At 70.2% G+C, this 12,483-nt stretch carries 13 protein-coding genes; 7 read left to right on the forward strand and 6 right to left on the reverse strand.

Annotated features, from left to right (window positions below; all coding sequences use genetic code 11):
• The first annotated feature begins 478 nt into the window (after positions 1-478).
• On the forward strand, positions 479-682 hold the full coding sequence (locus tag MRBLMI12_RS03500) for a cold-shock protein (RefSeq protein WP_026059428.1): 204 nt from the start codon (positions 479-481) through the stop codon (positions 680-682).
• 61 nt (positions 683-743) lie between these two features.
• On the opposite strand, the gene MRBLMI12_RS03505 is transcribed toward MRBLMI12_RS03500, so the two are convergent.
• The 6 genes from MRBLMI12_RS03505 to MRBLMI12_RS03530 all read right to left on the reverse strand — a co-directional run bounded on the left by MRBLMI12_RS03505 (position 744) and on the right by MRBLMI12_RS03530 (position 7,193).
• On the reverse strand, positions 744-1,382 hold the full coding sequence (locus MRBLMI12_RS03505; RefSeq protein WP_363353928.1) for a GyrI-like domain-containing protein: 639 nt from the start codon (positions 1,380-1,382) through the stop codon (positions 744-746).
• Positions 1,379-2,470 carry a phosphogluconate dehydrogenase (NAD(+)-dependent, decarboxylating) gene (gene gnd / locus MRBLMI12_RS03510; RefSeq protein ID WP_349428363.1) on the reverse strand — a complete coding sequence of 364 codons (1,092 nt, stop codon included), beginning with the start codon at positions 2,468-2,470 and terminating at the stop codon, positions 1,379-1,381. The genes MRBLMI12_RS03505 and gnd overlap by 4 nt, the downstream gene beginning before the upstream one ends.
• Before the next feature lie 165 nt (positions 2,471-2,635).
• On the reverse strand, positions 2,636-4,336 hold the full coding sequence (locus tag MRBLMI12_RS03515) for an ABC1 kinase family protein (protein ID WP_363353930.1): 1,701 nt from the start codon (positions 4,334-4,336) through the stop codon (positions 2,636-2,638).
• Positions 4,337-4,461: 125 nt separating this feature from the next.
• Entirely contained in the window at positions 4,462-5,022 is a 561-nt protein-coding gene (locus tag MRBLMI12_RS03520) for a PadR family transcriptional regulator (RefSeq protein WP_363353932.1), read from the reverse strand.
• 135 nt (positions 5,023-5,157) lie between these two features.
• On the reverse strand, positions 5,158-5,652 hold the full coding sequence (locus tag MRBLMI12_RS03525; RefSeq protein ID WP_363353934.1) for a DUF427 domain-containing protein: 495 nt from the start codon (positions 5,650-5,652) through the stop codon (positions 5,158-5,160).
• 122 nt (positions 5,653-5,774) lie between these two features.
• A complete protein-coding gene (locus MRBLMI12_RS03530) occupies positions 5,775-7,193 on the reverse strand; it encodes a dihydrolipoyl dehydrogenase family protein (RefSeq protein WP_363353936.1) in 1,419 nt (472 codons plus the stop codon).
• A gap of 152 nt (positions 7,194-7,345) precedes the next feature.
• On the opposite strand from MRBLMI12_RS03530, the gene MRBLMI12_RS03535 reads away from it, so the two are divergent.
• From MRBLMI12_RS03535 to MRBLMI12_RS03560, 6 genes are all read left to right on the forward strand, one after another.
• Complete coding sequence (locus MRBLMI12_RS03535; protein ID WP_363353938.1) at positions 7,346-8,170, forward strand: ABC transporter ATP-binding protein; 825 nt, start codon at positions 7,346-7,348, stop codon at positions 8,168-8,170.
• Positions 8,167-8,838 carry an ABC transporter permease gene (locus MRBLMI12_RS03540; RefSeq protein WP_349428370.1) on the forward strand — a complete coding sequence of 224 codons (672 nt, stop codon included), beginning with the start codon at positions 8,167-8,169 and terminating at the stop codon, positions 8,836-8,838. The genes MRBLMI12_RS03535 and MRBLMI12_RS03540 overlap by 4 nt, the downstream gene beginning before the upstream one ends.
• The gene (locus MRBLMI12_RS03545; RefSeq protein WP_363355723.1) at positions 8,835-9,560 is read left to right on the forward strand and encodes an ABC transporter permease; all 726 of its coding nucleotides are present in this window, start codon (positions 8,835-8,837) and stop codon (positions 9,558-9,560) included. The genes MRBLMI12_RS03540 and MRBLMI12_RS03545 overlap by 4 nt, the downstream gene beginning before the upstream one ends.
• 33 nt (positions 9,561-9,593) lie before the next feature.
• A complete protein-coding gene (locus MRBLMI12_RS03550) occupies positions 9,594-10,508 on the forward strand; it encodes an ABC transporter substrate-binding protein (RefSeq protein WP_363353940.1) in 915 nt (304 codons plus the stop codon).
• Between the two features lie 145 nt (positions 10,509-10,653).
• The gene (locus MRBLMI12_RS03555) at positions 10,654-12,162 is read left to right on the forward strand and encodes a hypothetical protein (protein WP_363353942.1); all 1,509 of its coding nucleotides are present in this window, start codon (positions 10,654-10,656) and stop codon (positions 12,160-12,162) included.
• A 20-nt stretch (positions 12,163-12,182) separates the two neighbouring features.
• Positions 12,183-12,482 carry a hypothetical protein gene (locus MRBLMI12_RS03560; protein WP_349428373.1) on the forward strand — a complete coding sequence of 100 codons (300 nt, stop codon included), beginning with the start codon at positions 12,183-12,185 and terminating at the stop codon, positions 12,480-12,482.
• Position 12,483 lies beyond the last annotated feature (1 nt).

Raw genomic sequence — 12,483 nt, forward strand, 5'->3', positions numbered from 1 at the left:
AACCTGGAGCGCCCGATCGGGCTGTTTTGTCGACATCCTCTGCCATCAACGAGGAATGCAGAGCTTCCGACGTCCACCGCCGAGTGCGGTTTCACTCCCATCGATTTCGTGCCCCTTCCGCCTCGCGGACGCGCACCTTCTGAAAGTTCCTTTGACTTCCGTCACTTCCACAGCAGCACCGGCACATCTCCTGCTCGACTGGCACCAGGCCGACGCCGACGTCTTCGTCGCGACCGCCGCCGGCGAGTACGCGGGGTTCGTCGCTGTCGGCTCCCACGGCTTCGAGGCGCAGAGCGCCCTCGGGTCGCCCCTCGGCGTGCACCCCACGCAGCCCCAGGCATCCGCGGCTGTCGCAGCGTCGTTCGCCTCGCACACCGTCGCACCCGCGCGCCACGCGCGCCACACACGTCCACTGCGCGCTCGCGCGAGTGGCACCCGCGGCCGTTCACACGGCCCACGAAAAAGAAGGAAAGACACGATGGCCACTGGCACCGTGAAATGGTTCAACTCGGAGAAGGGCTACGGCTTCATCGCCCCCGACGACGGTTCGGCCGACCTCTTCGCGCACTTCAGCGCGATCACCGGCGAGGGCTTCAAGGAGCTCCGCGAGGACCAGAAGGTCGAATTCGACGCCGAGCGTGGCCCGAAGGGCATGCAGGCCGCCAACATCCGGCCGCTTTGATCTGTCGTCAGCCGGGGCCGATCACATCGGCCCCGGCTGACTGCCGACAGTCATCGTGCACTCACCCCGCCGGATCGGCAGGCCTCGCCTGCTCGACCGGCTGGCGCAGGATCGTCCGGAGCCGCTCGGGAGCCGAGCGACGCGGATCGGTCAGGTAGATCTCGTGGTGCAGCCCACGCATGCGCAGGCCTGCATCCGGGATGAACCGGTTGTGCATCTCGTCGAGCACCGGTGCCTCGTCGTCGTACGAGCCCACGTGGAGCGTCTGCACGCACGTGCCCTCCACCAGCTCCGTCATCCGCAGCCGATCGATGGCCGCTGAGCCGCCCTTCGCGGCCGCCGCATCCCGTGCCCGCTCGAAATGAGCGGTGTCGATCCACTCCGGCACGAGACTCATCATCGTCCAGCTCCAGCGCGACTTGTCGCGCTCCGTCGTGAACGTCGCCATGTCATCGGACCACCACAGTCCCTCGAGCGGCATCACCACGTAGTCCTGACCGAGGTCGGTCTTGCTCAGGAACTTCAGCGTGTAGGCGACGGAGAAGACCGCCGCGACCGCCTCCCCGTACGCCTCCGACGTATTCGGATCTCCGTGCCCGTCGACCATCAGGTAGTGCATCGCCGGCACGTCGATGATCTCGAACGACCCCCGCGGCGCTTTGTAGGCTGCGATCGACTTCTTGAGATCGACCTTGCTCACGACGCGCCGTCGGCTGCCGACGCCGACCCGCCGCTCGAGGACTCCGACTTGCGCCCGCCGGCCTCGAGCACATCGCCCGCCGGCAGCTCCTGGTGGCCGCCGAATTGCAGCCGCATCGCCGACAGCACCTGATTGGCGAACTGGTCCTCGCCCCGCGATGCGAACCGCTCGAACAGGGATGCCGCGAGCACCGGAGCCGGGACCCCCGTGTCGACGGCGGCCTTCACGGTCCAGCGGCCCTCGCCGGAGTCCGATACGCGGCCCGCGAGCCCCTCGAGCGTCGGATTGCCCTGGAGCGCGGCCGCGGTCAGATCCAGCAGCCATGACGAGATCACGGATCCTCGCCGCCACAGTTCCGCGACCTTGGGTGTGTCGATGGTGAACTGGTAGAACTCCGGCTCCTCGAGCGGGGCGACCTCGGCCGAGTGCTCCGCCTCCTGCACACCGGCATCCGCGTGCTCGAGGATGTTCAGTCCTTCCGCGAGCGCCGCCATCACCCCGTACTCGATGCCGTTGTGGACCATCTTCACGAAGTGGCCCGCGCCGGAGGGCCCGCAGTGCAGGTATCCGAGCTCTTCGGGCGCGAAGTCGCCGGCGCGTCCGGGCGTACGGCCGGCCTCCCCGCTGCCGGGCGCGATCGTCTGGAGGATCGGCTCGATCCGCTGGAAGGCTTCGTCCGGCCCGCCCACCATCAGGCAGTACCCGCGCTCCAGGCCGAACACGCCACCGCTCGTGCCCACGTCGACGTAGTGGATGCCGCTGTCCTTCAGGGCCGCCGCGCGACGCACGTCGTCGCGATAGTTCGAGTTGCCACCGTCGATGATGATGTCGCCCGGGTCCAGCAGCGCGGCCACCTCGTCGACGACCTTTCCGGTCAGTCCGGCGGGGATCATCAGCCAGATCGCGCGTGGCGCCTCGAGTTGCGACACGAGGTCGCCGAGGCTGCCGGCGCCCACGGCGCCTTCCGTCACGAGGCCGGCGACGGCATCCGCGCTCACGTCGTACACGACGCACTCGTGCCCGTCCCGCATCAGCCGTCGGACGATGTTGCCGCCCATCCGGCCGAGGCCCACCATTCCCAGTTGCATCTGCGCTCCTCCGCTCGTCCTCGACGCGCGCCGCGAGGGCGCCCGCCTTCGAAGTCTAGGGAGCCTGCGGGCCGGGGCGTCGAAGATCGCGGGGTTCCCGCTGCACGCGACGAGCGCGGCCGCGACGCTCGGCGCCCGCGCCGTGCGCTCCACCGACCACGGGGCTCAGTCGTGGGGCCCGCGCCGGCCGGAGAAGCCCGCGAACAGCGCGTGCAGCAGCGGCAGGAGTGAGGCGATCATCAGCACGGTGCCGATCGTGAGGTCCTCCGCACGCAGCACCGAACCGCTGATCAGCAGTCCGGCGAACAGCACGGCCGAGACGACACGACGGCCCATGCGCTCGAGCCTCTTCAGCCACCTGTCGAGCTTCGGCACGTCCGCGACGAGCCGCCCGTCCTCGATGCGGGTGACCATGTCGTCGAGCCGTCGCGGCAGCCGTGCGACGACACCGGCCATCGACGTCGCCTCCCGTACGACGGCTCTCCCCATGCTGCCCCGCTCGTCGCGCAGCAGACGATCGGCATACGGCTCCACGGCATCCCACACGTTGAAGGAGGGGTCGAGCGAACTGCACATCCCGCTCGTGAGCGAGACCGCACGGATGATCAGCAGGAAGTTCTCGGGCAGCTGAAACGGCAGCGACCGGACGACATCGCCGAACTCCTTGGCGAAATCGCGGAACTCCCGCGGGTCGACCTTCTGCAGCTCGGCGAACCCCATGCCCCCGAAGCGGGCGAACAGCGCGGTCATGGCCCGCTCGAGCTCGATGGTGTCCGCGGACGGCAGCAGCACGCCGACCGCACGGATGCTGTCGATCATCTGCCCGCTGTTGCGCGAGGCGACCGCGATCACCAGCTGCTGCAGGTTGTGCCGCAGCGTGTCGGGCACCTCGCCCATCATCCCGAAGTCGATGAACGTGAGCGTCCATGGATGCCGGGTGTCACCGGCGGGACGCGCCACCGGCGTCACGAAGATGTTGCCCGGATGCGGGTCGGCGTGGAAGAACCCCCGCAGGAACAGCTGGTCGAACATCACGTTCGCGAACTCGACCGCCACCGCGGCCGGGTCGATTCCCGCGGCTCGCAGACCCTCGATGTCGTTGATCTTGATCGCGGTGACGTCCTCGAGCGTCAGCACGCGACGCGTGGTGCGCTCCCAGGCGATCTCGGGTGCCGCGACGCGAGGGTCGCCCGCGACGTCGGCGGCGAACCGCTCCGCGTTCTGCGCCTCGTGGAGGTAATCGATCTCCTCGCGGCTGGTGTGCGCGAACTCCTCGACGAGCTGCGGGAGATCGACGTGGTCGCGCACGACCTTCACCCGGCTGAGCCAGCCGGCCACCCGCCGCAGCGCAGCGAGGTCGACGTCGACGATCGCCTCGATGCCGGGCCGCTGCACCTTGATGACGACGTCGGCGAACCCGGTCTCGGCGGCGTCGGCCGACGTCAGTCGTGCACGGTGCGCCTGGCCGAGCGACGCCGCGGCAACCGGCGTCTCATCGACCCACTCGAACGCGCGGGTCAGGGGCACGCCGAGCTCGGCCTCGGCGAGCTCGCGAATCGCCGGGAAGGCGACCGGGGGCACCTCGTCCTGCAGTCCCTCGAGCTCCTTCGTGATCTCTGGCGGCAGCACGTCGAGGCGCGACGACAGGAACTGGCCGACCTTGATCATGAGGCCGCCGTACTGGACCGCCAGGACGTGGAACCGCCGCGCGATGGTGCGCAGCCGGCGCGTGCGTCCGCGGGCGGCGAGCGCACCGAGTCCGAACCGCGGCAGGACGAGCTCGAACCACCACGCCTGGACCATGTAGCGCCCGGCGAACCGCAGGATCCGGCGATAGCGGGCGCGCGCGTTCCCGACGTCGACCATCGAAGCTCCTAGGCGGTGCGGATCAGGTGATCAGAGGTGCCTGCGATCCCGGTCGCCCGGGATCGCGGACCCCGCCGACCCCGTCTGCGCGGGTCGACGTCGTGCGCCGGCAACCAGCCGGCCCGTCAGTCCTGAGCGAGGATCGAGTAGAGCTTACGCCGCGCCTCGTCGAGCACCTCGACCGCCTGCGCCACCTGCTCGGGCGTGCCGCCGCGACCGACCTGCGCAGCTGCCTGCGCGAGCTTCGCGCCCGCCTTCGGCAGGGCGCTGGCGCGCCCGGTGTCGCGCGAGCCGAACGCCTCCCACGGCGCGGACTGGCCGTCGGCGGCCGCCGCCTCCGCGCGTCCCGCCTCGGTCAGCGAGTAGGTCTTCTTGCCGCCCGACTCCTCCGCCGCGACGAGACCCTCGTCGGCCAGCAGCTGCAGCGTCGGGTAGACCGAGCCCGGGCTGGGCTTCCACGCGCCGTCGCTGCGCGTCTCGATCTCCTGGATGATCTGATACCCGTGCATGGGCTTCTCGGCGAGGATCGCGAGCACCGCTGCCCGCACGTCGCCGCGCCCGACACGGGGTGAGAACCCGCGCTCGAAGGCATCCTTCAACTGATCCATCGCATCCCACAGGCTGCCGGGAATACCCGAGCCCTGACCTCCCGGACGCGAACCGAATCCCTGGAACGAACCGCTCATGACGACCTCCTGAACGAGTGTGTGCCGATATGCCGACGATACCTAGCGATATATCGCTCAACAAGGGAGCAGGCTGGGTGTTCCCTGTCAGATCGGCAGGTGGGTGCCGCGGGAGCGTGGGGCGCGGACGGGATGTCACCACCCCAGCGAGCCGGGTTCTCCCTTGAACGGCCCGATGATCTCCGGCGTGATCCATCCGCCGTAGAACCGCCCGGGCTGAGGGATCACCTCGACGCCGTCGACCGTGCACAGGTCCATGTCGCGGGCGTAGACCGCCACCCGGCCGGTGAGCGATTCGAACCCGGCGGCCGGGTCGGGGTAGGTCCACGCGGCACGCGGCCGGAGCTGCCCTCCGCCGCGGACGTCGAAGTACCTGGCGCCGCCCTTGAACTCGCAGTAGGACGAGCCCTCGCCGGGAGTCAGCGCGCCGGCGGTGAAGGCGGAGATCGGCAGGTAGTAGACCGGCGGATGGCTCGTCTCGAGGACGCGCACGACGTCGTCGGTGTCGACGATCACCTCACCGCCCAATCGGATCCGCACGCGCCGCGCGACCTGCTCGACCCGTGGCGGACGCGGATAGTCCCAGACCGATTCCTGACCGGGGCCGACCGGTGATGGGTCTGGCCGCATGTGCCACCTCCTGCGGGAGCGACGATGAGCGCCAAGGGTACCTCTGGCTCATCCACGGCGTCTGGAACGCTGTCATGCCCCGCAGCGACGGCGAGTCCGGACCCGGGTCGCGGGCGCTGAGCTCAGCGCCCGTACTCCTCGAGCCAGCGCAGCCAGACCTCGCCGATCGTGGGGTACGACGGCACGGCGTGCCAGAGGCGCTCGATCGGCACCTCGCCCACGATGGCGATGGTCGCGGCGTGGAGCATCTCGCCCACGTCCTGCCCCACGAACGTCGCGCCTACGAGCACGCGCCGCTTCTCGTCGACGACCGCCCGCGCGCGCCCCTGATAGTCGTCGGCCAGTTCACTGGAGCCGGCGAGCCAGTAGAGGTCGTAGTCGATGACACGGATGTCGAGACCCGCCGCGCGCGCCGACTCCTCGGTGTGGCCGATCGCCGCCACCTCCGGATCGGTGAAGATCACCTGCGGGACGGCGGCGTGATCGGCGGTCGCCACGTGCGCACCCCAGGGCGCGTCGTCGATGTCTGCCGCCCGGGCGCGCGCGGCGATGACATCGCCGGCGGCGCGGGCCTGGTACTTGCCCTGATGGGTGAGCAGGGCGCGGTGATTGACGTCGCCGACAGCGTAGAGCCAGTCGACTCCGCGGACGCGCAGCGTGTCGTCGACGTCGAGCCAGGCGCCGGGCTCGAGTCCGACCGTCTCTAGCCCGAGGTCGGCCGTGCGGGGCACCCGCCCCGTGGCGACGAGCACCTCGGCAGCCCGCACCTCAGAGCCGTCCGACAGCGACAGCACGACATCGCCGTCGCCGGCACGCGAGACCTTCTCGACCTCGACGCCGGTGCGCACCGCGGCGCCGGCTTCCTGCAGCGCCTTCGCGACCGCCTCACCGGCGAAGGGCTCCACGCCGCGCAGCAGGCCCGACCGCGCGATGACGGTGACCGCCGTGCCGAACGAGGTGAAGAGCGTGGCCATCTCGCTGCCGACGACGCCTCCGCCGAGCACCGCCAGGGATGCCGGGACGTCGTGCACGCCCGTGGCTTCGCGGCTCGTCCACGGCTGGACCTCGCGGAGGCCGGGGATGTCGGGAAGCAGCGCCGCCGACCCGGTCGAGACGGCGACCGCGTGACGGGCTGTCAGGACGGTCTGCGAGCCGTCGGCGTCGGTGACCGTCACCTCGCGCTCACCGGTGATCCGCCCGTGCCCGCGCACGAGATCGATGCCCGCGCCACGCAGCCAGTCGGCCTGCGACGTGTCGTCCCAGTGGTGCACGAGCTCGTCGCGGCGCAGCAGGGTGGCGGCGACGTCGACGGTGCCCGTCACAGCAGCCGCGGCCCCCTTCACACGGCGGGCCGCGCTGAGCGCCGCACCCGCGCGCAGCATCGCCTTCGACGGGATGCACGCCCAGTACGAGCATTCGCCGCCCACGAGCTCGCTCTCGACGACGACGACCGACAGGCCGCCCTGCGTCGCCCGGTCGGCCACGTTCTCGCCGACCGGGCCGGCTCCGATCACGATGAGGTCGTATTCGCGAGAAGTCATGCGCCCCAACGTAGCGGCGCGTGGCGACAGAGGCGACACGGTTGCCACCGCCGTCGCAGGGCGCGAGGATACCGGAGATCACGGCGTCTGTCGGCCTCCGTCATCATGTCGGCGGCGTGTGGTTATGTGGGAACCCCGGCCGAAAGGGCAGCATGGCGATCGAATTCCGCGGGGTCTCGAAGCGTTACCCGGATGGCACCGCCGCCGTCGACGACTTCAGCGTGCTCATCCCCGCGCACAAGACCACGGTGTTCGTCGGATCGTCGGGAAGCGGCAAGACCACACTGCTGCGCATGATCAACCGGCTGGTCGAGCCGACGACCGGCGTCATCACGATCGACGATGAGCCGATCTCGGAACGCGACCCGGTGACGCTCCGCCGCGGCATCGGGTACGTGCTGCAGAACGCGGGGCTCCTCCCCCACTTCTCGGTCGTCGACAACATCGCGACCGTTCCCGTGCTGAGCGGCGTCTCGCGGGTGAAGGCGCGCGCGGACGCACTCGAGCTGATGGATGTCGTCGGCCTCGAGCGCGGGCTCGCGAAGCGCTACCCGAGCCAGCTCTCGGGCGGCCAGCAGCAGCGCGTGGGTGTCGCGCGGGCCCTCGCGGTCGACCCCAACATCCTGCTGATGGACGAGCCGTTCGGCGCCGTCGACCCCATCGTCCGCCGGGAGCTGCAGGCCGAGACGCTGCGGCTGCAGGACGAGCTCGACAAGACGATCGTCTTCGTGACCCACGACATCGACGAGGCGTTCCTGCTCGGCGACCAGGTGGTGATCCTCGAGAAGGGCGCGCGCGTCGCCCAGATCGGCACCCCGAGCGAGATCATCGAGAACCCGGCGAGCGAGTTCGTCGCGGACTTCATCGGCGTCGAGCGCGGCGCACGGGCGCTGCGCGCCAAGCAGACGGCGCACGGGACGGTGCTCGTCGACACCGCCGGGCGCACGCAGGGCGTGCTGGTGGAGGACGAGCCGTGAACTGGGTGCTCGACAACCTCGACCTGATCGGCGCACTGACCGTCGACCACCTGCGTCAGAGCGCCGTCGCGATCGTCGCCGGGTTCGTCCTGTCAGTTCCCCTGGGCTGGCTGGCGTTCCGCTACACCAGGCTCCGCGGCACCGTGCTGACGGTCGTCGGGCTGCTGTACACGATCCCCTCGTTCGCCCTGTTCGCTCTGTTGACGCTGTTCGGCGTGCCCTACCTGTCGGAGTTGAACCTCGTCATCGCGTTGACGATCTACGCGGTCGCCATCATGACGCGCTCCGTCACCGACGGGCTGGCATCCGTCGACCCGGTGACGCGTTCCGCTGCCGTCGCTGTCGGCTTCGGCGCCTGGCGACGCTTCTGGACGGTCGACTTCCCGCTCTCCGGGCCCGTCGTGCTGGCGGGCCTGCGGGTGACCGCGATGTCGACGATCTCCCTCGCGACCGTCGGGGCGCTCATCGGGGTCGAGAATCTGGGCTACCTCTTCACGAACGGATCGCAGCGTCGAATCATCGCCGAGGTCCTCGCGGGCGTCGTCGCGGTCGTCGTCATCGCATTGATCATCGACGGACTGCTGATCCTGGCCGGTCGCGCCCTCATGCCGTGGACGAGGCGAACCAGGGCACCACGGCAGGCACGGCTTCGGGCGGTGACCGCATGAACCTGCTCGCCGAGGCGTTCGCCTGGATCTTCTCCCCCGAACGGCTGACGGGTTCGCTCCCGCTCCCGACCGCCATCGCCCAGCATCTGGCGTTCACGTTCGGATCCGTCGCGATCGCGGCCGTGATCGCAACGCCCGTCGGCTGGCTGATCGGCCACACGGGGCGCGGCCGTGAACTCGCCGTGTTCCTCTCGGGTGCAGCTCGAGCACTTCCCGCACTCGGGCTCGTGGTCCTCCTCTGGCTCGTCTTCGGCGTGGCCTTCAAGACCGAGGCCGCGGTGGCGGCATTCGTCGTCCTGGCGATCCCGTCGATCCTCGCCGGCGCATACGCGGGCATCGAGGCGATCGATCGGACCGTGATCGACGCCGGCCGCGCGATGGGAATGACGGAGTGGCAGATCCTGTTCCGGATCGAGATGCCACTCGGACTCTCACTCCTCATCGGCGGCTTCCGCTCGGCGACGCTGCAGGTGGTCGCCACGGTGACCATCGGCGCCTACATCGGCGTGGGCGGTCTCGGCTATTACATCCTGCAGGGCATCGCGCTCCGCGACTTCCCCGAGATCCTCGGGGCCTCCATCGTCGTGGTCGCACTCGCTCTCGTCCTCGACGGGGTCTTCGCCCTGCTCGCCCGCTTCGCCGTCCCCAGGACCGATGGTCCCCGCGTCCGTTCGGCGGCGAGTGCACCTGCTCTCGCCCGCGCCCCGCAAGTCTCCCGCTGATATCCCCCACCACCACACCGGAGGTAAACGAAAATGTCCACAGCACGCACGCGCCTGACCGCGGCGCTCGCAGGGACCGCCATCGCGGCACTCGCTCTCGCCGGCTGCGCTTCCAGTGACCCGCTGAGCGGTGACGGCGGCGACGGCGGCGACACCGGCGACTCGTCGACCATCGTCATCGGCTCGCAGGCCTACTACTCGAACGAGATCATCGCCGAGATCTACGCACAGGCCCTCGAGGCGGGCGGCTTCACGGTAGAGCGCAACTTCAACATCGGCCAGCGGGACGCCTACATGCCGGCCCTCGAGGACGGCGAGATCGACCTGTTCCCCGAGTACACCGGCAACCTGCTGCAGTACTTCGAGCCCGACACCACGGCGACCACATCGGACGACGTCTACGCGGCTCTGCAGGACGCCCTGCCCGAGGGATTGACGGTGCTCGACCAGTCGTCGGCGACCGACCAGGACTCCTACAACGTCACCGCCGCCTTCGCGGAGGAGAACGGACTCACCTCGATCGCCGATCTCGCCGGCATCGACGGCCTGGTGCTCGGTGGCGCGCCCGAGCTGGAGGAGCGCCCGTACGGGCCGACCGGACTCCAGGATGTCTACGGGGTGACCGTGTCGTTCCAGGCGACCGCAGACACCACCGTCGACGAGCTCGTCGCCGGGAACATCCAGATCGCCAACGTCTACAGCGCCGACCCGCGCATCTCGACCCAGGACCTCGTGACGCTGGAAGACCCTGAAGGCCTCTTCCTCGCCTCGAACGTCGTCCCCGTGGTCAACGCCGACATCGCCGACGAGATCGCCGACGTCATCAACGCGGTGAGCGCCGCGCTGACCCCCGAGGGACTGGTCGCGCTCAATGTGGAGTCCACAGAGGACGAGCGTTCGGCCGAGGACATCGCCGCGGACTGGCTCTCCGAGAACGGCCTGAGCTGACCTCGCACCGACCACAGGACGGCGCCTCCAGCCCTGCCCTCGCGGCACGGCGGGAGGCGCCGTTCTCTTTCTGCCGATGCACCTGAGACCACCCGGTCCTTTCGCTAGGTTGGGGCAGACACCGGAGAGCGAGAACAGGAGCCGCATGTCCGACCCCCTCCCGCCGCAGCAACCGGGCGACCACCCACCCACGGCCCACCCCTCCGCTGCGCCCCCGCCCGGCGAGCCTCTGGATCCCACGCTCCCGCACGGCTCTGCGTCAGCCTCCCAGCCGGAATCCCCGCGGGAGACCGCGTCGACAGCCGATCCGGCGGAGGCGGCCGCGCCCGCGCGGCCCTACACGGCGCCTGCCCTCGACGCTCCGCAGTACGCGATCCCCGCCTACGCGATCCCCGCGACGCCGACATCGCCGCCCGCCGACGCGGCGCCGGCGCAGCCGCCCGCTCAGCCCCTCACCCACGCGTACGCCACCCCGTCGTACGCCGACCCGGGTGCCACGAACACCCCGCCTGCCGTTGCGCCCCCGTGGACCGGCAGCCCTCCGTCGGCGTCCGCGGGAGTGCAGCCGGGTGCCGACTCCGGCGCCCCCGCCGCGGCTTACGCCCTGCCGCCCTACGCACGCCACCCCGCGGCACCACCGCCCACCTACCCTGGAGCACCGGCCTTCGGCCGCGCGCCCGGTGGCGAGCCGCCCGGCGGCATCGACACCCGGCCGAAGGCGCTCGCGATCGTCGCGCTGGTCATGGCGGGCGCCGGAATCCTCTTCGCCTTCGTCGGTGCCACCGTCGGCTCCTGGGGAGCCGGCTCGCTGTCGCCGCTGCTCCTGTTCGTCGCTTTCGTCCTCGCGTTGATCGCCCTGATCAGCAGGAAGCAGGGCGGCAAGGGCTTCGGCGTCGCCGCGCTCATCCTCTCGATCATCGGAGGCATCCTGACCGTGGTCCTCGCGGTGGCCGCGCTCCTGGGATCGTTCGCCGGCACCTCCGGCGTCGACAGCGGACCCTATGGGGACGACGACTACGAGGAATACGTTGCGCCAGGCATCACCGCTCCGGGAACCGACGGGCAGCCCGATCCCGGGGCGCAGTTCGCGACGCCCGTGCAGCCGACCGTGGCCGAGACGGCGTTCGGACACGACTACGAGGACGTGTGGTGGTACGCCGTGGTGATCGACAACCCGAACGCGGACTACGTGTTCGACTCGTACCTCGACGTCGTCGCCTACGCCGCCGACGGGTCGCCGCTCGCGTCGGTTCCCGCGTACACCATGCTGCTCTCCGGACGGACGGCGTTCGTCGGCTACTTCTTCGACATGGGGGACGCTCAGATCGCCAGCATCTCGGTCAGCCCGCCCCAAGCCTCCGAGGCGACGCTGTCGCCCGCCGCTGAGACCGGCAGCTTCGTCGTCGAGCAGCTGACCGGCCCCACCAGCCCGGACGGTCCGGCTGCTGTGTCGGGAACCCTCAGCGCCCGCTTCGAAGACGACCAGGAGTATGTCGCGGTCACCGTGCTCGCACGGGCTGCCGACGGCAGCATCGCCGCGGCGAGCAGCACCTACGTCGACGCTGTTCCCGGCGACGGCACGCCCGTGCCTTTCGAGGCGTGGTTCGACGAAGTCCCGCCCGACGCGACCCTGGAGGGCTTCGCGCACCGGTGACCGCGACGTACGCTGTCGTCATGGACATGGGCGAGATCATGGTGTGGGCCTTCGCCAGCGCCGCAGTCGCCCTGCCGGTGTACTTCCTGTGGTTCGCGGTCGACACACATCGGCGGCGGAGCCGCGGCGAAGCGCCCTCGCACTCCTCGGGAGGGCTGCTCGGCATCGAGGAGTTCTTCTATCCGACCGCCGAGAACGCCCGGGCGGTGTGGGATGCCGAGCAGATCACGCCCGCTCCCGCCCCCGTGCCGGGCGACGGGCCGGGTGTGATCGACGGCAACCGCATCGTGATCGAGACGGGCCTCCGCAAGACCGGCTGAG

Source organism: Microbacterium sp. LMI12-1-1.1, assembly GCF_040676455.1.
Classification (GTDB): Bacteria; Actinomycetota; Actinomycetes; order Actinomycetales; family Microbacteriaceae; genus Microbacterium.